The 19,284-nt window shown below is 67.2% G+C and carries 22 protein-coding genes; 9 read left to right on the top strand and 13 right to left on the bottom strand.

Annotation, left to right across the window (positions count from 1 at the left end; all coding sequences use genetic code 11):
- Positions 1-67 precede the first annotated feature (67 nt).
- The 3 genes from mtgA to MY55_RS10640 all read right to left on the bottom strand — a co-directional run bounded on the left by mtgA (position 68) and on the right by MY55_RS10640 (position 2,127).
- Positions 68-754, bottom strand: a complete 687-nt coding sequence (mtgA, locus tag MY55_RS10650) for a monofunctional biosynthetic peptidoglycan transglycosylase (RefSeq protein WP_043576386.1) — start codon at positions 752-754, stop codon at positions 68-70.
- Positions 755-756: 2 nt separating this feature from the next.
- The gene (gene aroE / locus MY55_RS10645; RefSeq protein WP_043576391.1) at positions 757-1,578 is read right to left on the bottom strand and encodes a shikimate dehydrogenase; all 822 of its coding nucleotides are present in this window, start codon (positions 1,576-1,578) and stop codon (positions 757-759) included.
- A 96-nt stretch (positions 1,579-1,674) separates the two neighbouring features.
- The gene (locus MY55_RS10640) at positions 1,675-2,127 is read right to left on the bottom strand and encodes a rhodanese-like domain-containing protein (protein WP_043576392.1); all 453 of its coding nucleotides are present in this window, start codon (positions 2,125-2,127) and stop codon (positions 1,675-1,677) included.
- Between the two features lie 272 nt (positions 2,128-2,399).
- On the opposite strand from MY55_RS10640, the gene glnA reads away from it, so the two are divergent.
- The 5 genes from glnA to MY55_RS10615 all read left to right on the top strand — a co-directional run bounded on the left by glnA (position 2,400) and on the right by MY55_RS10615 (position 7,893).
- The gene (glnA, locus tag MY55_RS10635) at positions 2,400-3,818 is read left to right on the top strand and encodes a glutamate--ammonia ligase (protein ID WP_043576394.1); all 1,419 of its coding nucleotides are present in this window, start codon (positions 2,400-2,402) and stop codon (positions 3,816-3,818) included.
- Positions 3,819-3,946: 128 nt separating this feature from the next.
- Positions 3,947-4,405 carry a DUF4124 domain-containing protein gene (locus MY55_RS10630; protein ID WP_043576395.1) on the top strand — a complete coding sequence of 153 codons (459 nt, stop codon included), beginning with the start codon at positions 3,947-3,949 and terminating at the stop codon, positions 4,403-4,405.
- Positions 4,406-4,543: 138 nt separating this feature from the next.
- Entirely contained in the window at positions 4,544-5,605 is a 1,062-nt protein-coding gene (glnL, locus tag MY55_RS10625) for a nitrogen regulation protein NR(II) (protein ID WP_043576396.1), read from the top strand.
- A 31-nt stretch (positions 5,606-5,636) separates the two neighbouring features.
- Positions 5,637-7,046 (top strand): nitrogen regulation protein NR(I), encoded by a 1,410-nt coding sequence (gene ntrC / locus MY55_RS10620; protein ID WP_043576398.1) that lies wholly within the window; start codon positions 5,637-5,639, stop codon positions 7,044-7,046.
- A gap of 91 nt (positions 7,047-7,137) precedes the next feature.
- A complete protein-coding gene (locus MY55_RS10615; protein WP_047238421.1) occupies positions 7,138-7,893 on the top strand; it encodes a substrate-binding periplasmic protein in 756 nt (251 codons plus the stop codon).
- 1 nt (position 7,894) lies between these two features.
- Here the strand turns inward: MY55_RS10615 and MY55_RS10610 are convergent, their stop codons facing one another.
- Complete coding sequence (locus MY55_RS10610; protein ID WP_047238422.1) at positions 7,895-8,395, bottom strand: VOC family protein; 501 nt, start codon at positions 8,393-8,395, stop codon at positions 7,895-7,897.
- A gap of 240 nt (positions 8,396-8,635) precedes the next feature.
- On the bottom strand, positions 8,636-9,562 hold the full coding sequence (locus tag MY55_RS10605) for a LysR family transcriptional regulator (protein ID WP_047238425.1): 927 nt from the start codon (positions 9,560-9,562) through the stop codon (positions 8,636-8,638).
- A gap of 92 nt (positions 9,563-9,654) precedes the next feature.
- Between MY55_RS10605 and metE the strand changes: the two genes are divergently transcribed.
- Positions 9,655-11,934 carry a 5-methyltetrahydropteroyltriglutamate--homocysteine S-methyltransferase gene (gene metE, locus MY55_RS10600; RefSeq protein WP_065202345.1) on the top strand — a complete coding sequence of 760 codons (2,280 nt, stop codon included), beginning with the start codon at positions 9,655-9,657 and terminating at the stop codon, positions 11,932-11,934.
- A gap of 67 nt (positions 11,935-12,001) precedes the next feature.
- Here metE and MY55_RS10595 read toward each other — a convergent pair whose 3' ends face one another.
- Genes MY55_RS10595 through MY55_RS10585 form a run of 3 tightly spaced genes read right to left on the bottom strand, consistent with a single transcriptional unit; the run spans position 12,002 to position 13,578 of the window.
- Complete coding sequence (locus MY55_RS10595; protein ID WP_043576405.1) at positions 12,002-12,460, bottom strand: SixA phosphatase family protein; 459 nt, start codon at positions 12,458-12,460, stop codon at positions 12,002-12,004.
- A 60-nt stretch (positions 12,461-12,520) separates the two neighbouring features.
- On the bottom strand, positions 12,521-13,237 hold the full coding sequence (locus tag MY55_RS10590; protein ID WP_065202344.1) for an LrgB family protein: 717 nt from the start codon (positions 13,235-13,237) through the stop codon (positions 12,521-12,523).
- The gene (locus MY55_RS10585; RefSeq protein WP_043576409.1) at positions 13,234-13,578 is read right to left on the bottom strand and encodes a CidA/LrgA family protein; all 345 of its coding nucleotides are present in this window, start codon (positions 13,576-13,578) and stop codon (positions 13,234-13,236) included. Before MY55_RS10585 ends, MY55_RS10590 begins: the two co-directional genes overlap by 4 nt.
- Positions 13,579-13,673: 95 nt before the next feature.
- Between MY55_RS10585 and MY55_RS24065 the strand changes: the two genes are divergently transcribed.
- The 3 genes from MY55_RS24065 to MY55_RS10570 all read left to right on the top strand — a co-directional run bounded on the left by MY55_RS24065 (position 13,674) and on the right by MY55_RS10570 (position 15,441).
- Positions 13,674-14,198, top strand: coding sequence for a chorismate--pyruvate lyase family protein (locus tag MY55_RS24065; protein WP_244270676.1), 525 nt, complete (start codon positions 13,674-13,676; stop codon positions 14,196-14,198).
- Positions 14,198-15,070 (top strand): 4-hydroxybenzoate octaprenyltransferase, encoded by an 873-nt coding sequence (gene ubiA, locus MY55_RS24060; RefSeq protein WP_043576721.1) that lies wholly within the window; start codon positions 14,198-14,200, stop codon positions 15,068-15,070. Before MY55_RS24065 ends, ubiA begins: the two co-directional genes overlap by 1 nt.
- A 155-nt stretch (positions 15,071-15,225) precedes the next feature.
- Positions 15,226-15,441: a hypothetical protein gene (locus MY55_RS10570; RefSeq protein ID WP_047238905.1), complete on the top strand. Its 216-nt coding sequence runs from the start codon at positions 15,226-15,228 to the stop codon at positions 15,439-15,441.
- A 52-nt stretch (positions 15,442-15,493) separates the two neighbouring features.
- Here the strand turns inward: MY55_RS10570 and MY55_RS10565 are convergent, their stop codons facing one another.
- The 5 genes from MY55_RS10565 to hda form a co-directional block, all read right to left on the bottom strand.
- Positions 15,494-15,925, bottom strand: a complete 432-nt coding sequence (locus tag MY55_RS10565; RefSeq protein ID WP_043576418.1) for a hypothetical protein — start codon at positions 15,923-15,925, stop codon at positions 15,494-15,496.
- Positions 15,922-16,857 carry a Nudix family hydrolase gene (locus tag MY55_RS10560; RefSeq protein ID WP_043576420.1) on the bottom strand — a complete coding sequence of 312 codons (936 nt, stop codon included), beginning with the start codon at positions 16,855-16,857 and terminating at the stop codon, positions 15,922-15,924. The genes MY55_RS10565 and MY55_RS10560 overlap by 4 nt, the downstream gene beginning before the upstream one ends.
- 39 nt (positions 16,858-16,896) lie before the next feature.
- A complete protein-coding gene (locus MY55_RS10555) occupies positions 16,897-17,772 on the bottom strand; it encodes an ATP-binding protein (protein ID WP_047238579.1) in 876 nt (291 codons plus the stop codon).
- 116 nt (positions 17,773-17,888) lie between these two features.
- A complete protein-coding gene (locus MY55_RS10550; protein ID WP_043576424.1) occupies positions 17,889-18,581 on the bottom strand; it encodes a histidinol-phosphatase in 693 nt (230 codons plus the stop codon).
- Positions 18,578-19,252 (bottom strand): DnaA regulatory inactivator Hda, encoded by a 675-nt coding sequence (gene hda / locus MY55_RS10545; RefSeq protein ID WP_043576426.1) that lies wholly within the window; start codon positions 19,250-19,252, stop codon positions 18,578-18,580. Before hda ends, MY55_RS10550 begins: the two co-directional genes overlap by 4 nt.
- Positions 19,253-19,284: the final 32 nt, after the last annotated feature.

Raw genomic sequence — 19,284 nt, 5'->3', positions numbered from 1 at the left:
TCGCGATTGTAACATATCGTCAAAATCGGCTCCAGCCGGCCCCTGCCGGGGCCGGCCGCGGCGCGGCTCAGGGCAATTCGACGTAAGCCATGCGCCGCTGGATGATGCGGGTCTTCCGCGCCAGGCCCGGCGCGTTGCGGTGGGCGTCGTAATAGCGCGGATTGGGCACCATCGCCGCCAGCTTGGCGGCCTGGGACGAGGACAGCCTGGCCGCGCTGGTATGGTAGTAGTAGCGCGCGGCGGCCTCGGCGCCGAACACGCCGTCGCCCCACTCGATCACGTTGAGGTAGATCTCATAGATGCGGCGCTTGTCCAGCACCGCTTCCAGCATCATGGTGATCAGCGCCTCCTCCAGCTTGCGCCACGGCGTCTTGCCGCTGGACAGGAACAGGTTCTTGGCCAGTTGCTGGCTGATGGTAGAGCCGCCGGCGACGATCTTGCCCTTCTTCAGGTTTTTCTCGAACGCCGCCTCGATGCCGTCCCAGTCGAAGCCTTCGTGGTCGACGAACCTGGCGTCCTCCGACGCGATCAGCGCCCGCTTCAGATTCGGCGAGATTTTCGCGTACGGCACCCAGCGCTGGCTCAATTCGGCGTCCGGATCGTCGGCCTGCATCTTGGCCAGCCGCTCGTTCATGAAGGAGCTGGCGCTGGGATTGTGGTCGCGCCAATAGACGACATGGCCGAACACCCACAGGTTATACAGCACAAAAGCGGCCACCAGGGCCGCCAGGATCTTCAACAGGATGCGCGACATGCTCAGGCTAACACTTCCCTCAGCATATTGGTCACCTTGCGGGTGTCGGGCTGGATCCCGCGCCAGATGGAGAAGGACTCGGCCGCCTGCTCCACCAGCATGCCCAGGCCGTCGGCCAGCATGCCGGCGTTTTCGCCCTGTGCCCGCTGCAGAAAAGGCGTCAGGCCGCTGCTGTACACCATGTCGTATGCCAGGGTGCGGGCGGTGAACACGCCATGCGGCAGCGGCGGCATCTCGTTGCTCAGGCTGGTGGAGGTGGCGTTGATGATGATGTCGAAGCTGCGGCCCGCCAGCGCGTCGTAGCCGACCGCCTCCACCTTGCCGTAGCGGGCGAAATGGTGCGCCAGCGCCTCGGCCTTGATCACGGTGCGGTTGGCGATGGTCAGGCTGGCCGGCTTTTGCTGCAGGATGGGCTCCAGCACGCCGCGCACCGCGCCGCCGGCGCCCAGGATCAGCACGCGCTGGCCGGCGATCGGGTAGTCCAGGTTTTCCACGATGTCGCGCACCAGGCCGACGCCGTCGGTGTTGTCGCCGTAGACCTTGCCATCGCGGAAGGTCAGCGTGTTCACCGCCTCGGCGGCGCGGGCGCGCTCGGTCACTTCCTGCGCGAAGCGGAAGGCGTCGCCCTTGAACGGCAGCGTGATATTGAGACCCTTGCCGCCCGCGGCGACGAAGGCCTCCACCTGCGGGCGGAAGGCGCCCAGTTCGGCGAACAGCTTTTCATAGCTGATGTCCTGGCCCAAGGCCCGGGCGAACTCCTGATGGATGAACGGAGACTGGCTGTGCGAAATCGGGTTGCCGATAACGGCGTAACGGTCGGTCATGGTCGGCTTTCCAAAATGTGCGCCGCGCGCGGCGGCGGGTTCAGGCCACACTTTGCCGCGTTACGCCGCAAACTTCAACCGCCGCCGTCAATCCTGTCAGCCCTGCATCCAGGGCAGGCCGCGCTGGCGCCAGCCGCCGACAGAGTTGCGATGGCCGCTGGCGTCCAGATCGCCCTCGAAGCCTTCCAGCACGTTGTACACCTCGCTGTAGCCGTTGGCCGCCGCCAGCCGCGCCACTTGGTCGGAGCGCGCGCCGGAGCGGCACATCACCAGCAGCACCGCCTCCGGATCCACCTGATGCGTCAGCTGCGCCAGGAAATTGGGGTTGGCCGCCATGCCCGGGTAGCTTTTCCATTCGATGTTCACCGCGCCGGGCACCGTGCCGACGAACTGCCATTCGGCATGGCTGCGCACGTCCAGCAGCACCGTCTTGGGCAAGGACTGCAGCAATTCATAGGCTTCATCCGGCAGCAGCGCGCCGCTGTAGGGCAGACCGGAGCGCTCGGCGCGCTGATGGGCGGTTTGCAGAATCTGCTTCACTTTGCTCATGCTGTTTTCCTCCTGCAATAAGGATGGCGTATGTTGCCGATTATCTGCCCACTCGCCGCGACTGGCAATTCGCACCAAGTTAGTGCATGGCAAAACAGCCAGCACCAGGATGGTTCACAATTCGGCATTCCAGCCGGCTGGCTAAGGCTATCCGCCTATGACACAATGCAACAGCAGCGATTTTGGAGCTGGCACGCTTCCTGCTTAAAGCCGGGCGTACCGATTTTTTCGCACTTGCCCTTGGGTGCACGTTGCCTTTCAGGAGATAAACCATGGCAGTAGCCGACGTAGTCAAGCTGATCCAAGAAAACGACGTCAAATTTGTCGATCTGCGCTTTACCGATACCCGCGGCAAAGAGCAGCACGTCTCCATCCCGGCCCATGTGCTGCTGGAAGACGCCGACGCCTGGTTCGAACGCGGCCACGCCTTCGACGGCTCCTCCATCGCCGGCTGGAAAGGCATCCAGGCATCCGACATGCTGCTGATGGCCGACCCGGCCACCGCCCGCATCGACCCGTTCTTCGACGAGCCGACCGTATTCATGTCCTGCGACGTGATCGACCCGGCCGACGGCAAGGGCTACGACCGCGACCCGCGCTCCATCGCCAAGCGCGCCGAAGCCTATCTGAAGGCCTCCGGCGTCGGCGACACCGCCTACTTCGGCCCGGAGCCGGAATTCTTCATCTTCGACAGCATCACCTGGGGCACCGACATGTCCGGCTGCTTCGTCAAGATCAAGGCCGAAGAAGCGGCCTGGGCCTCGGCTGAAGAATTCGAAGGCGGCAACATGGGCCACCGTCCGGGCGTCAAGGGCGGCTACTTCCCGGTGCCGCCGGTGGATTCGTCGCAAGACATCCGCTCCGCGATGGTGCTGCTGCTGGAAGAGCTGGGCGTGCCGGTGGAAGTGCACCACCACGAAGTGGCCACCGCTGGCCAGAACGAAATCGGCACCAAGTTCAGCACGCTGACCCAGCGCGCCGACTGGACCCAGATCCTGAAATACGTGGTGCACAACGTCGCCCACAGCTACGGCAAGACCGCCACCTTCATGCCCAAGCCCATCGTCGGCGACAATGGCTCCGGCATGCACGTGCACCAATCGATCTGGAAAGACGGCGTCAACCTGTTCGCCGGCGACGGCTACGCCGGCCTGTCCGATACCGCGCTGTACTACATCGGCGGCATCATCAAGCACGCCAAGGCGCTGAACGCCATCACCAACCCGGGCACCAACTCCTACAAACGCCTGGTGCCGCACTACGAAGCGCCGGTGAAGCTGGCCTATTCGGCCAAGAACCGCTCCGCCTCGGTGCGCATCCCGCACGTGGCCAGCCCGAAAGGCCGCCGCATCGAAACCCGCTTCCCGGATCCGCTGGCCAACCCGTACCTGTGCTTCTCCGCGCTGCTGATGGCCGGCCTCGACGGCATCCAGAACAAGATCCACCCGGGCGACGCGGCCGACAAGAACCTGTACGACCTGCCGCCGGAAGAAGACAAGCTGATCCCGACCGTATGCGCCAGCCTGGACGAAGCCCTGGCGGCGCTGGACAAGGACCGCGAGTTCCTGACCCGCGGCGGCGTGTTCTCCAACGATTGGATCGACTCCTACATCGAGCTGAAGATGCAGGAAGTCAACCTGACCCGCATGACCACCCACCCGGTGGAATTCGCGATGTACTACTCGCTGTAAGCGCCAAGCGCCCATGCGGGAAAAACGGCAGCCTCGGCTGCCGTTTTTTTGCGCCCCGGCCTCAAGCATATATGACGCAGACCGCCGATTTGCTTATCATGGAAGCGCACTCTAACCAGCCTCCGACGATGAAAACATTAGCCCTTCTCCTGCTGCTGGCCTGCGGCGGCGTCCAGGCGGCCACCATCTACAAGTACGTGGACGCCAACGGCAACGTCACCTACACCAATGTGCCGATCCGCGGCGCGCAGCCGATCAAGCTGAATCCGCTTTCATCCTACCCCGGCGGCAAGAGCGGCGGCGCCTCCGCCGGCAAGCCGGCCGCGTCCGGCGGCTACCCCAGCGTGGACGCCAATATCCAGAAGCAGCGCGACAATGGCCGCAAGAAAATCCTGGAACAGGAATTGGCCAACGAGGCGAAGGCGCTGGATGCCGCCAAGAAGGCGCTGGCCGACGGCAAGGCCACCCGCCTGGGCGACGAGGCGCGCAACTACCAGAAATACCTGGACCGGGTGCAGAAACTGCAGGACGAGGTCACCGACCGCCAGAAGAATGTCGAGGCGCTGCGCCGCGAGCTGGGCATGTGATGGCTTAACGCACCAGTTTAGTGCAAACTTAAGCCGCCGCGCCGCGTCCGCGCGCCATTCCGTCCCGCTCCGGGGCTGGCCCGCTTATTGCTGGGCAAGATGGCCGCGGCCGCGCCCACCACCCGAAACCGGAACCCCATGCCCCTACCCAGCTTTGCCGGACTGGAACTGCTAGACACCCCGGTGCTCATCTGCGACGCCGCAGCCTCGCTGCGCTTCGTCAACCCCGCCTGCGAAAACCTGCTGGCGCTGGGCAGCCGCGAAATGCTGCGCCACAGCCTGCTGGAGCTGTTCCAGCCCTGCCCCGCGCTGCGCCAGGCGCTCACCACCGCGCTGCTGCAAGGCGCCAGCTACATCGAGCACGACCTGGAACTGAAGCCGCAGCACAACGACGCCGTGCTGCACGTGGCGCTGACCATCACCCCGGTAGACGCCGACGGCAGCCTGGCGCTGATCGAACTGCGGCCGCTGGACCAGCAGCTGAAAATCGCCAATGAGGAGCGCTCTCTGCTGCAGCACCAGGCCAACCGCGAGCTGATCCGCAACCTGGCGCACGAAATCAAAAACCCGCTGGGCGGCATCCGCGGCGCGGCCCAGCTGTTGGAGCACGAGCTGGCCGACCGCCCCGAGCTGAAGGAATACACCGCGGTCATCACCGAAGAGGCGCTGCGCCTGCAGGCGCTGGTGGACCGGCTGCTGGCGCCGCACCGCAGCCACAGCCGCGCGCCGATCAACATCCACGAGGTGCTGGAGCGGGTGCGCAGCATCGCGCTGGCCCAGCATCCGCAAGGCCTGGCGGTGATCCGCGACTACGACACCAGCCTGCCGCTGCTGTCGGCCGACAAGGAACAGCTGATCCAGGTGGTGCTCAACATCGTCAACAACGCGGTGCAGGCGCTGCGCGGCCAGGGCCGCATCGTGCTGCGCACCCGGGTGGCCCGCCAGATCACGCTGGCGCGCAAACGCCACCAGCTGGCACTGAAATTGCAAATCGAGGACAACGGCCCCGGCGTGCCCGACGACATCCGCGACCACATCTTCTACCCGCTGGTCACCGGCCGCGCCGAAGGCACCGGCCTGGGGCTGACGCTGGCGCAGGCCTTCGTCCACCAGCACGGCGGCAGCATAGAGTTCGAATCGCGCCCAGGCCAGACCTGCTTCACCGTGCTGCTGCCCTTCGCCGCCGACGCGGCGAGCTGACACCTAAAAGAACGCTCAGGAGACACGCAATATGACCAAGCCGGTCTGGATCATCGACGACGACAAGGCGATACGCTGGGTGCTGGAAAAGGCGCTGACCCGCGCCGAGATCGGCTTCGACAGTTTCTCCAGCGCCGACGACGCGCTGAACGCGCTGTACGACGCCACCCCGCAGGCCATCATTTCCGACATCCGCATGCCCGGCACCGACGGCCTGAAATTCCTGGCCAAGGTGAAGAACGAGCATCCGCAGCTGCCGGTGATCATCATGACCGCCCACTCCGACCTGGACTCCGCGGTATCGGCGTTCCAGGGCGGCGCCTTCGAATATCTGCCCAAGCCCTTCGACATCGACCAGGCGGTGCTGCTGATCGAGCGCGCGCTGGCGGAAAGCCAGGCGCAGGCCGCCGGCCCGGACAGCCCGGAGGCGATGCCGGTGCTGCTGGGCCAGGCGCCGGCGATGCAGGACGTGTTCCGCGCCATCGGCCGGCTGGCCCAGTCCAGCGTCACGGTGCTGATCACCGGCGAATCCGGCACCGGCAAGGAAAGGGTGGCGGAAGCGCTGCATCGCCATTCGGTGCGCTCAGGCAAGCCCTTCATCGCGCTCAATACCGCGGCGATCCCGAAGGACCTGCTGGAGTCGGAACTGTTCGGCCACGAAAAAGGCGCCTTCACCGGCGCGCTGGCCGCCCGCCGCGGCCGTTTCGAGGAGGCAGAGGGCGGCACGCTGTTCCTCGACGAAATCGGCGACATGCCGACCGAGCTGCAGACGCGGCTGCTGCGCGTGTTGTCCGACGGCCATTTCTACCGCGTCGGCGGCCACACCCCGATCAAGGCCAATGTGCGGGTGATCGCCGCCACCCACCAGAACCTGGAGCAGCGGGTGCGCGACGGCCAGTTCCGCGAAGACCTGTACCACCGCCTCAACGTGATCCGGCTGCGGCTGCCGCCGCTGCGCGAGCGGCGCGAGGACATCCCGCTCCTGACCCGCCACTTCCTGGCCAAGAGCGCGTCCCAGCTGGGCGTGGAGGCCAAGCGCCTGTCCGAGGCGGCGATGGCGCTGATCCAGCGCAGCGCCTTCAGCGGCAATGTGCGCGAACTGGAAAACCTGTGCCAGTGGATCTGCGTGATGGCGCCGGGCCAGACGGTGGAGGTGGCGGACCTGCCGCCGGAATTGCGCGACCCGCAGGGCCAGCCGGCCGCTGCGGCGGCATCCGGCTGGGATCAGCAATTGGCCGAGGAAATCCGCCAGCGCCTGCTAGCCGGCGAAACCGGCATCGTCGACGAGCTCACCCACCGCTTCGAAAGCTGCTGCATCCGCGCCGGCCTCGCCCACACCGGCGGCCGGCGGGTGGAGGCGGCTCACCTGCTGGGCTGGGGCCGCAATACGCTGACGCGGAAAATCCAGGAGCTGGGCCTGGACCATGGCGATCCGAGCTGACAATTATTAATCATACAATTCCAAGCAGCCGGCATCATCTTTAAGCAATACTGATAGAATCGGGCCAAATCCCTCTTGCCCGATTCATCCGATGCCACGCCTTGTCCTCGCTCTGGCCTGCCTGACGCCCCTGGCCGCGCCGGCCGCGCCGCTGCAGATCGCGATCAGCGACGCGCTCACCAGCCCGTACGTGATCGAAGATCCGTCCGCCGCCGCGCCGCCGCGCGGCCGCGCCATCGAGCTGGCCCAGGCCGCGCTGGAGCATTGCCGGCTGGAGGGCGGCTTCAACCGCCAACCCGGCGAGCGCATCGTGCAGAATCTGGCGCTGAACCGCATCGACAGCGCGCTGCTGCTGTCCTACAAGAGCGAGCGCGCCGGCCAGATGGCCTTTCCGATGCGCGCCGGCCAGGCCGACCCGGAACGCCGGATGGCCACCTTCCACTACGCGTTCTATGTCCGCAGCGACAGCCGCCTGCGCTGGAACGGGCGCGCGCTGGTCGGCCTCGCCGGCGCGGTCGGCATCAACCAGGGCTGGTCGATAGGCCGCGACCTGCTGTCGCAAGGCATCCCGGTGGAGGAAAGCCACGGCATCGCCGACAACTTCGCCAAGCTGCAGGCCGGCCGCACCGACGCCTACGCATTGCATCAGCTGGCCGGCGACCTCTACCTGCGCCACCACCCGGAGCTGAAAATCCGCCGCCTGTCGCCACCGCTGCAAAGCAAGACCTATTACTGGGTGTTCAGCCGCGGCTACGCCAGCCGGCATCCACAGCAGGTGGACTGCCTGTGGCGGCAAATGCCGGCCCTGCGCGCGCGCTATCTGCCGGAAAGCGTCGCCGCGCGCTGACTCAGCCGTAGCGCGCCAGCTCGCGGGCCCAATCCAGCCTGCCGTCCTCGGCCGGCGCCGGCGCCGCGTCCAGCAACTGCGGCGGCACGAACCAGCACACCTCGAACAGCAGCCCGTCCGGATCGTGGCCGTAGACGCTTTTGTGCACGCCGTGGTCTTCCTCCATGCCCAGCTTGCCAAGCGCGGCCAGCTCGTCGCGGATGCGCTTCAATTCCGCCAGGGTGTCCACCTCCCAGGCCAGGTGGTACAGGCCGGCCTTGGGCTGATGCGGGTCCGGCGCCTCGCCGCGCGGGCTGAACGGGCCGGAGCGTTGCTGGCCCAGATTGCGGCTGAACAGCGCCAGATCGTGGTCGTTGTCCGAATGCGCGGCCTGGGTGAACACCGCGCGGCTGGAGCCGGCGTCGCCCTTGGGGCGGAAGCCCAGCACATCGCGGTAGAAAGCGGTGCTGCCGGCCACGTCGCTGACGTAAAGCACGGCGTGGTTGAGTCGTTTGATGCCCATATCGATTCCTGTGATGCCCATTGAAATGGCCAGCCCTGATCGGCCGGCCGCAGCCGGCTGTTCAGATATGCCTGGCCCAGGCCGCGCAAGGGCGGCGGCGCGCAGGCCAGCCAGCGGTTGAAATGCGGGCAGGCGCTTGCCGCCGACGCGCGCGGCGATGCCGCCCAGCGCCCCCCCGTCCATTCCCGCCTTCGTTTCCGCGGCCCGCACCGGCATTCTGAATGAATAAACCGCCCGGACTCAAGCCGGCAAAGGCGATAGTCCCGGCAGGCTGGCGAAGCTGCAGTCCCGCACCGTCTGCAGAAAGTCCTGCATGTAGGCCTGGCCGGCGTCGTCGCCGCGCAGCGCCGCGTACAGCTCGCTCTGCAGGCCCGCCTCCCCTACCTGGCGCGCCACCACGTAGCCGCGCTCCAGGTAGGGCTGCACCGTCCAGTACGGCAGCACCGCCACCCCGCGCCGGCTGGCCACCAGCTGGATGATGGCGATGGTCAGCTCGGCGGTGCGCCGCGCCGGGTTGACGCCGGCCGGCAGCAGCACCTTGCGCAGCAGATCCAGCATATCGTCCGGCACCGGGTAGTGGATCAGCGTTTCGCCGACGAAATCCTCGGCCCGCCAGCAGGCCTTGCCGGCCAGCGGGTGTTCGCGCGCGGCGATCGCCACCATTTCGTAGGCAAACAGCGGTTGGTGGACGATGCCGGCCTGCGCCTCGGCCTCGGACACGATGGCGAGATCGGCGCGGCCGCTCAGCAGCAGGCCCACCGGGTCCGCGTGGAAGCCCGACACGATGTCCAGCTCCACCGCCGGCCAGTGCTGGCGGAACTGGTCCATCGCCGGCATCAGCCAGTCGAAGCAAGTGTGGCACTCCACCGCCACCCGGATTTCGCCGGCCTCGCCCTGGCGGATGCGCGCCAGGTCGCGCTCGGCCGCCGCCACCCGCGCCAGCAGATCGCGGGCCAAACCCAGCAGCCGCTCGCCGGCCGGCGTGAAGCGCAAGGGCTGGGTCTTGCGTTCGAACAAGGCCAGGCCGTACGCCGTCTCCAGCTGTTTCAACTGATGCGACAGCGCCGACTGGGTCAGGTACACCCGTTGCGCGGCCTGCGACACGCTGCCGCTTTCCGCCAGCGCCAGCAGGCTTTTCAAATGCCTAAGCTCCAGCACGCTCATCATCGATTCCATTCATGCTGAACAACAAAATAATGAGTTTGAATCATACATCACAATGACAGATGCTTGTTCCATCACGACACAAGGAGCAAGCGATGACCACCACCCACCTGCCGGGCTTCCCCCGCATCGGCGCCAAGCGCGAACTGAAAATCCTGCTGGAAAGCTACTGGAAGCGCGACATCGGCGAAGCCGAGCTGCTCGCCGGCGCGCGCGAACTGCGCCAACGCCACTGGCTGCTGCAAAAAGGCGCCGGCGTCGATCTGCCGCCGGTCGGCGATTTCTCGCTGTACGACCATGTGCTGGACGCGCAGCTGCTGGTGGGCGCCGCGCCGGCGCGCTTCGGTTTCGCCGCCGACGCCATCGACACTGAGCGCTACTTCCAGCTGGCGCGCGGCAATGCCAGCCAGCCGGCGCTGGAAATGACCAAGTGGTTCGACACCAATTATCACTACCTGGTGCCGGAATGGCAGGCAGACACCGCGTTCCGCGCCCAGCCGGAGCGGCTGCTCGGCCAGGTCCGCGAAGCCCTGGCGCTGGGCGTGCGCGCCAAGCCGGTGCTGCTCGGCCCGCTCAGCCTGCTGTGGCTGGGCAAGTGCAAGGGCCGGACGTTCGAACGGCTGCAATTGCTGCCCGGCCTGCTGGCCGCCTATCGGCAAATCCTGGCCGCGCTGCGCGAAGCCGGCGTGGAATGGGTGCAGATCGACGAACCCATTCTGGCGCTGGACCTGCCGCCCGCCTGGCTGGACGCCTTCCCGGCCAGCTACCGGCAGCTGCAAGCCGACGCGCCGGCCATCCTGCTGGCCAGCTACTTCGGCGGCGTGGCCGAGCATGCCGATCTGCTCAAGGCGCTGCCGGTGGCCGGCCTGCACCTGGACCTGGCGCGCGCGCCGCAACAGCTGTCCGCCTTCTTGGCCGGCTTCCCGGCCGACAAGGTGCTGTCGGCCGGCGTCATCGATGGCCGCAACGTCTGGCGCGCCGACCTGTCCGCCATCCTGCGGCAGTTGCAGGCCGCCCACGCCCAGCTGGGCGACCGGCTATGGCTCGCGCCCAGCTGCTCGCTGCTGCACAGCCCCTTCGACCTGGCCGCCGAAATCGCGCTGGCTCCCGATATCAAAGCCTGGCTGGCCTTCGCGGTGCAGAAACTGAACGAACTGAGAACCCTGCAGCGCGGCTTGCGGCTGGGCCGCGACGCCATCGCCGGCGAATTGGCCGGCAGCGACTTCGCCCAACAACAAAAACAGCACAGCCCGCTGATCCACCTTCCCGGGGTGCGCCAGCGCATCGCCGCGCTGCCCACCGGCGCCGACCGCCGCGCCAGCCCCTACCCGGTCCGCGCCCCGCTGCAGCAGGCCTGGCTGCGCTTGCCGCCGCTGCCCACCACCACCATAGGATCCTTCCCGCAGACCGCGGCCATCCGCGCCAGCCGGGCCGCCTACAAACGCGGCGAACTGGCCGCCGCCGACTATCAAAAAGCGATGGAAGGCGAAATCGAGCTGGCGATCCGCCGCCAGGAAGCGCTGGGGCTGGATGTGCTGGTGCATGGCGAGGCCGAGCGCAACGACATGGTGGAATATTTCGGCGAGCAGCTGTCCGGCTTCGCCTTCACCGCCGGCGGCTGGGTGCAAAGCTACGGCAGCCGCTGCGTGAAGCCGCCCATTCTCTACGGCGATGTCAGCCGCCCCGCGGCGATGACCGTGGACTGGGCGCGCTACGCGCAAAGCCTGACCGCCAAGCCGGTGAAGGGCATGCTGACCGGGCCGGTCACCATCCTGCAGTGGAGCTTTGTCCGCGACGACCTGCCGCGCAGCGAAGTCTGCCGCCAGATCGCGCTGGCGCTGAACGACGAGGTGCGGGGTCTTGAGGCCGCCGGCATCCGCGTGATCCAGATCGACGAGCCGGCCATCCGCGAGGGCCTGCCGCTGAAGCGCGCCGACCGCGACGGCTACCTGGCCTGGGCCGGCCAGGCCTTCCGCCTGTCCTGCCACGGCGTCGACGACGCCACCCAGATCCATACCCATATGTGCTATTCGGAATTCGGCGACATCCTGCCGGCCATCGCCGCGCTGGACGCCGACGTGATCACCATCGAAACCTCGCGTTCGGACATGGCGCTGCTGGCGGACTTCGGCCGCTTCCGCTACCCCAACGCCATCGGCCCCGGCGTCTACGACATCCACAGCCCGCGCGTGCCGGCGCCGGCGGAAATCCGCCAGTTGCTGGAAAAAGCCTTGCAAGTGATTCCCGCCGCGCAGCTATGGGTGAACCCGGACTGCGGCCTGAAAACCCGCGACTGGCCGGAGGTGGAGGCGGCGCTGGCCGCCATGGTTCAGGTCGGCCGGGAGTTGCGGGAGGAGATCGCGCCAGCGGTTTGAGCAGCGCAAAAGCAGACGCCCCGGACAAGCCGGGGCGTCTTGGTAGGGGGAGGGGGCTGTTCGTCCATCACGGCTCCAGCATTCCCGGCGTCAGCATCAACTTCAGCCTGATCTGTTCCATGCCGTGGCGCTCGCGGCGGTTCAGCCACCACACCGAGCCCTTCTTCACGCTCCACAGCTGCTGCTGTTCAGCCAGCAGGCGCGCCGCCAGCCAGCCGATATACGGCTGATGGCCGACCAGCACCACCGCGCGCTCCGCATCCGGCCACCCCACCGCCGCCAGCACCTCGTCCACATCGGAACCGGGATTCAGCTCCGGCAGCACGGTATAGCTCTTGGCCAGGTAGTTGGCGGTCTGCTGCGAACGCTTGGCTTCCGAAGCCAGCAGCAGGTAATTGTCGGGCAGGCGCTGGCGCAGCCAGGACGCCATCTGGCTGGCCTGCTGCTGGCCGCGCCGGGTCAGCGCGCGCGACAGATCGTCGGCGCCCTCTTCCGCTTCGGCATGGCGCCACAAGATCAAATCCATATCGTTCTCCTTTTCTCGCCGGCGGCTTGTCTTCACGCCAAGCCAACCGCGCCCTGCATGCTAACCGACCTGCAGCCAGCGCACCAGCCATGGCAACAGCATCGCAGTGAACACGCCGTTCAGGCCCATCGCCAGCCCGGCGAAGGCGCCCGCGGCCTCGGAGAGATGGAATACCCGGGCGGTGCCGATACCATGGGCGGTGACGCCGGTGGCCACGCCCATCAGCATGTCGTCGTCCCAGCCCAGCAGCCGGCACAGCGGCGGCGCCAGCACCGCGCCGACGATGCCGGACACGATCACGAACATTGCCGCCAGCTCCGGCGCGCCGCCCAGCTTGCCGGCCAGGCTCATCGCGATCGGCGTGGTCACCGCCCGGGTGGCCAGCGACACCAGCACCGCGTGGTCCAGGCCCAGCCACCAGCCCAGGCCGGCCGCGCTTGCCATGCCGGCCAGGCCGCCGACGCAGACGCTGAGCAGCAAGGGGACGGCGGCGCGCTTGAGCCGCGGCAGATTGCCGTACAGCGGCACCGCCAGCGCCACGGTGGCCGGCCCCAGCAACAGCTGGATGAAGCGCGCGCCGCCCATGTACTGCTGATAACTGCTGCCGCTCAGCCACAGCCATAGCAGCACCATCAACACGCCCAGCAGCACCGGGTTGGCCAGCGGGTGGCCATGGCTGCGCCGGCTGGCGGCCAGCGCCAGCCGGTAGGCCAGCAGGGTGACGAAAATGCCGGTCAGCGGCGAATCCAGCACGGCGGAGGGCAAAATCGGGATCATCTGCGCCTCCCCCGCAACAACAGCTTGAGCATGCCGGCGCTGACCAGCGCGGTGAGCAGCGTGGACGCCAGCAGAATCAGCAGCAGCTGCCAGCCATGGCTGCGCAGCAAGGGCGCGTAGGCCAGCAAGGCGCCGCCCGCCGGGATGAACAGCAAGGACATGTGGCCAAGAAAACGCGGCGCCTCGCGCTGCAGCGTGGCCGGCACCGCCCGGCGCAGCCACAGGGTGGCGAACAGCAGCAGCATGCCCAGCACCGGGCCGGGCAGCGGCCAGCCGAAATGCCGCGCCAGCGCTTCTCCCAATAGTTGATACGCCAGCAGCCACAGCAACAGGTCCAGCATCTCGCCTCCCTCGGTTCACGCGGCTTTCATGATAACGGCAAGCCGGCCGCGCCGGGTAGCGACAAGCCCGCTCGGCTTTTGGCATAATGCGCGCCATGGTTAACGATGCCCAATGGCGCTGCGCGCCGCCCGTCCTGCCCGCCCCCTTACTGGATTGTCTGACCGAGCCCGCCTCGCTCAGCCTGCGCCTGCAGGCCGGCGGCCGCCGTTTCGCCGTGCGGGTGCTGGACCAGGGCGACAGCCGCGCGCTGCCCGACGAGGCCGAGGCGCTGGATCTGCCGTCCGGCGCGCCGCTGTACGCGCGCCATGTGCTGCTGACGCTGGACGAGACGCCGGTGGTGTACGCCCGCAGCGCCACCCGCCACGACTGCCCCGCCTGGATGCCGGTGCTGATGCGCGGCAGCCGCTCGCTGGGCCTGACCTTGTTCGGCGAATTGCCCGCGCTGCGGCGCGAGCCGCTGCATTACCAATTGCTGGACAGCCGCCATCCGCTGGCGGTAGAAGCCGCCGCCGCCGAAGCCGCCGAGACCTACCCGGCGCGGCGCTGCCGCTTCCTGCTGGACGGCTCGCCGCTGCTGCTGACCGAACTGTTCCTGCCCGCCCTGAAGGATTTACTGTGATCTCGTCCGCCACCCTCCGCGACCGCTACGACAACTACAAGCAGCTGATGCGCTGGGACAAGCCCATTGGCACCCTGCTGTTGCTATGGCCGACGCTGTGGGGCCTGTGGATCGCCGCCGACGGCAAACCCGACGCGCTGATCGCGGCCATCTTCTGCCTGGGCACCTTCCTGATGCGCTCGGCCGGCTGCGTGATCAACGACTACGCCGACCGCGATTTCGACGCCCATGTGGCGCGCACCAGCCAGCGGCCATTCGCCCGCGGCGCGGTCAGCAAGAAAGAGGCGCTGCTGCTGGCCGCCTTCCTCGCCCTGCTGTCCTTCCTGCTGGTGCTGCCGCTCAACCATCTCACCTGGCTGCTCAGCGTGCCGGCGGTGCTGATCGCCGCCAGCTACCCGTTCACCAAGCGCTTTTTCCCGATGCCGCAAGCCTACCTGGGCATCGCCTTTTCCTTCGGCATCCCGATGGCTTTCGCCGCCCAGACCAACCAGGTGCCCGCATTGGCCTGGATCCTGCTGCTGGCTAACGTATTCTGGGTGTTGGCCTACGATACCGCCTACGCCATCGCCGACAAGCCGGACGATCTGAAGATCGGCATCAAAACCTCGGCCATCACGCTCGGCGACTACGACGTCGCCGCGGTGATGGCCTTCCACCTGCTGTTCCTGGCGGTGATGGCCGGCGTGGGGCTGCGCCTCGGCCTGCTGTGGCCCTACTATCTGGGACTGGCGCTTGCCGCCGCGCTGATGGCGCTGCAATACCGCGACATCCGCCACCGCGACCGCGCGCTGTGCTTCAAGGCCTTCCTCGACAACAACCGCGTCGGCGCCGCCATTTTCGCCGGCCTGCTGCTCAGCTACTGGCTGCGCTAAGCCGGCGCCGATATGCCATTTACAATAAATTACATCTAAATGGCGCCGATTTCATGAACTTCCCCGCCTCCCCGCCGATCTGAGCATGGCCGGGTCCTGTCCCGGCACAGGGCATACACGCCGATACCAATAAGTCACACAGGAAGGTGAACATCATGAAAAAACTGCTGACCGCTCTGATCGCTGCTGCTTTCGCTGGTTCCGCTTTCGCCGCCCCGGCCGCATCCGCCCCGGCCGCCGAAAAGAAGATGGAACACAAGGCCGAGCACAAGAAGTCGCACCACAAGAAAGCGCACAAGAAACACGCCTCCGGCGCCGCGCATGAAAAGCACAAAAAGGCTGAGCACAAGGCAGCCTCCGCCACCAAGTAAGCCAGGCGTAAAAAAAGCTCCCGCAAGGGAGCTTTTTTCATGGCCGCACCACCTAGCGCACAGTGAACGGCAGCCGGTAGGCGGCCTTGCCGTCCTTCAGCTCCGCCACCCAGTTGCGGCTGCCGCTGACGCACATCGGCAGCGTCACCGTCGCTTTCCAGCCGGCGCCGTCGCGGACGAAGACGTAGCGGTTGAAACCCATGTCCATGTCCGGCATCGAAAAGTCCACCGCCGGCGGCGTCTCCCCCGCCAATCCGCTCAGCCGCAGCTCGAACGGCCGGCCGTGCTCGGGCGGCGCGGAGAACGCCAGCCGCCCCCCGCCCGGCAAGGCGCAGCCGCCGCGGCCGATGTCGCAGGACAGCGTCAGCGGTTTGGCCGCCGCCGGTTTGTTGTGCAGATACCAGTAGATCAGCCCCGCCTTCAGCGCGCCGAAAACAATCAGCGCCACGCCCAGCCACAGCAGCTTGCGCTGCTTGGCCGTCATCGCCAGGCCCCGCGCATCAGCGCCACGCCGTGCGCGCCATGCTCGCGCGCCGGCGGCAGATCTTCGGCAGTCAGTCCGCCCAGCGCGTACACCGGCACCGGCACGCCGCCGGCCAGGCAGGCGGCAAAGCCGTCCCAACCCAACAACGCCGCGTCGGGATGGCTGGCGGTGGGCGCCACCGGGCTCAACAACGCGTAGTCCAGCCCCAGCTCGCCGGCGCGCGCCAATTCGTCCGCGCCGTGTATCGACGCGCCCACCCAGTCGAACGCAGGCCGCGCGGTCAGCGCGGCCAGCCGCGCGCCTGTCAGATGCACGCCATCCACCGGCCAGCCTTCCAGCCAGGCCGGATCGGCGTTGACCACCAGCTTGCCGCCGCGTGGACGGACGATGGCGGCGGCGCGGGCGACGAAATCGGCCAGCTCCTCATGCCCCATCCCATGCTCGCGCACCTGCACCATGCCCCAGTCGCGCTCGACCAGCCGCGCCAGCTGCGCCTCGACGCCGATCTCGGCGGCGCAGGTGATCGCATAGCAGGCCGGCAGCTCCAGCGATTTCAGTATCGGTCCGTTGGCCGGCAGCATCGGCGCCACCGTGTAGCGGCCCGGCCGCTGCCAGGCGAAAGACTGCGCCTCGCGCGGCTGCGGCTCGCCCTGCCAGTCCCAGATGCGGAAAAAGCGCAGGTGGACCGACGCGTGCTCGTAATGGTGGATCTTGGTCAGCCACGGCGTGGCGGCGGTGACGATGATGCCCATTTCCTCGTGAAACTCGCGCTTCAACGCCTCCAGCGGCGTCTCGCCCGGCTCCACCTTGCCGCCGGGAAACTCCCAGTAACCGGCGTAGGGCTTGCCCTCCGGGCGGCTGCCCAGCATGAAACCGCCATCCGGCCGCATCAGCGCGCCGGCCACCACCTCTATGATCTTGTTGCTCGTCATCTTTTCAATCTGTCGACTATGGGCGCGTGCCGCCCGGATTCATTTCTTGCCGGCCTGCTTGGCCAGCCTCTGGCTGCCGGCCCAATGGCTGGCGAACTGCCAGGCCACCCGGCCGGAGCGGCTGCCGCGCGTCAGGCTCCATTGCAGCGCCGCGCGCTCGGCCTTGTCGCCGTATTTCAGGCCGAAATGGCCCAGCCACTCCTTCACCGCCGCCAGATAGGCGTCCTGGTCGAACGGGTAGAACGACAGCCACAGGCCGAAGCGGTCGGACAGCGACACCTTCTCCTCCACCGCCTCGCCCGGGTGGATCTCGCCGTCCTTCAGCCAACCCTCGCGGTTGTCGGCCATCTGCTCGGCCAGCAGGTGGCGGCGGTTTGACGTCGCGTACACCAGCAGGTTGTCGCAGCGGCGCGAGAGGCCGCCATCCAGCGCGCTCTTCAGCGCCTTGTAGCCGGCGTCGCCGTGTTCGAACGACAGATCGTCGCAATACAGGATGAAGCGCTCCGGCCGGCCGGCCACCAGCTCCACCAGCTGCGGCAGGTCGGCCAAGTGTTCGCGGTCTATCTCGATCAGCCGCAGGCCATCGGCGCCGAACAAGGGCAGCAGCGCCTTCACCAGCGACGACTTGCCGGTGCCGCGCGCGCCGGTCAGCAGCGCGTTGTTGGCCGGCAGGCCGGCGACGAACTGGCGGGTGTTGGCCAGCAGCTGCTCGCGCTGGCTGTCCACCTGGGTCAGCCGCGCCAGCTCCACCGTATGCGGATCGCACACCGCCTCCAGCCAGCCGGCCAGGCCCTGGCGGTGCCAGCGGAAGGCTTGCGCGCTCCAGTCCGGCTCGCGCCGCGGCGGCGGCAGCATCGGTTCCAGCCGGGTCAGCACCGCTTCGGCGCGGCGCAGGAAATCCTGCAAGGCGTCCATCGTTTCCCTTTCTGCACAGCGGATGACAAAACAGCCTGCGACGCGAGCGGCAGGCTGTCAAAACGCAACGCCGGCGGCAAAGCCGGCGCCCGGGGCAAGCGGGCCGCGCCCGGAATTCAATCGCGCAGCGAGATCACCGGCCAGCCGTGCGCTTCGGCATGGGCGCGCAGCTTGTCGTCCGGGTCCACCGCCACCGGCTTGTCCACCAGCTTCATCAGCGGCAGGTCGTTGTGCGAGTCGCTGTAGAAGAAGCTGGTGCCGTAGCTGTCCCAGCTTTCGCCGCGCTCGGCCAGCCATTGCTCGATGCGGGTGATCTTGCCTTCCTTGAAGCTCAACACGCCGGTCGGGCGGCCGGTGAAGTTGCCGTCGGCGTCCTCTTCCAGCTCGATGGCGATCAGGTGCTCGACGCCCAGGTCGCGGGCGATCGGGCCGGTGATGAAGCGGTTGGTGGCGGTGATGATGACGATCTGGTCGCCCTCAGCCGCGTGCGCCGCCAGACGTTGCCGCGCCTTGTTCGGGATCAGCGGCTTGATATGGTTTTCCAGATAGTCGGCGTGCAATTCGTCCAGCTGGGCGCGGCTGAAGCGGGTCAGCGGCGCCAGGATGAAAGCCAGGTACTCCTGCATGTCCAGCGTGCCGTTCTGGTACTGGCGGTAGAAATAGCTGTTGCGCTCGTCGTACTGGGCGGCGTCCAGGATGCCGCGCTTGATCAGGAAGCGCGGCCATTCGAAGTCGGAATCGCCGGCCAGCAGCGTGTGGTCGAGATCGAACAGGGCGAGATTGCGTTGGGTGGGGGTGGCTGTCGTCATGATTCCGGGGTGGCGGTTTGCAAAACGTTTTTCACCAGCGGCACGGTGATCGGCCGCCTCATCGCCAGCGAGTAGCGGTCCAGCATGTCTATCATGCCGATCAGGCTGGACAGGTCGCGCCGCCAGTGGGTGAGCAGGTAGCGGTAGACATCGTCCGGAATCGACAGCTGGCGCGTGGCGGCGTGGCTGCGCAAGGCGGCCAGCTTGTCGTCGTCGGACAGCGCCTTCACTTCCAGCACCAGTCCCCAGCCCAGCCGGGTGCGCAGATCGTCGCGCACCGACAAGGCCATCGGCGGGTTGCGCCCGGCCATCAGCAGCCGCGATTCGCCGCTTTCCTTCAGCGAGTTGTAGAAGGAGAACAGCGTGATCTGGTCGTCCGGCGCCAGGTCGTCGACGTGGTCCACCGCGATGAAGCTGGCCTCGCGCGCGAAGTCCGGCAGATGGTCGCCCTTGCCGTCCAGATAGATGGCGGCGCGCCCCAGCCGCTCGGCGTGGGCGATCCAGGCCTGCAGCAGATGGGTCTTGCCGCAACCGGGCTCGCCCCATAGATAAATGAAGCGTTCGCCTTCGGTGGCGGTCAGGGCCGTGATCACCTCGCGGTTGCGCTCGGCCAGGAAATTGTCGAAGGCCGGCAGCGGCGTGGGCGTGAGATCGAGTACGAGCTGGTCCAAAGTTACTGTGCTGCGCTGTGTTTTGACATCAA

Origin of the sequence: Chromobacterium subtsugae (assembly GCF_001676875.1) — a bacterium.
Lineage (GTDB): Bacteria > Pseudomonadota > Gammaproteobacteria > Burkholderiales > Chromobacteriaceae > Chromobacterium > Chromobacterium subtsugae.
This window is presented reverse-complemented; position numbering and strand designations above follow the sequence as displayed.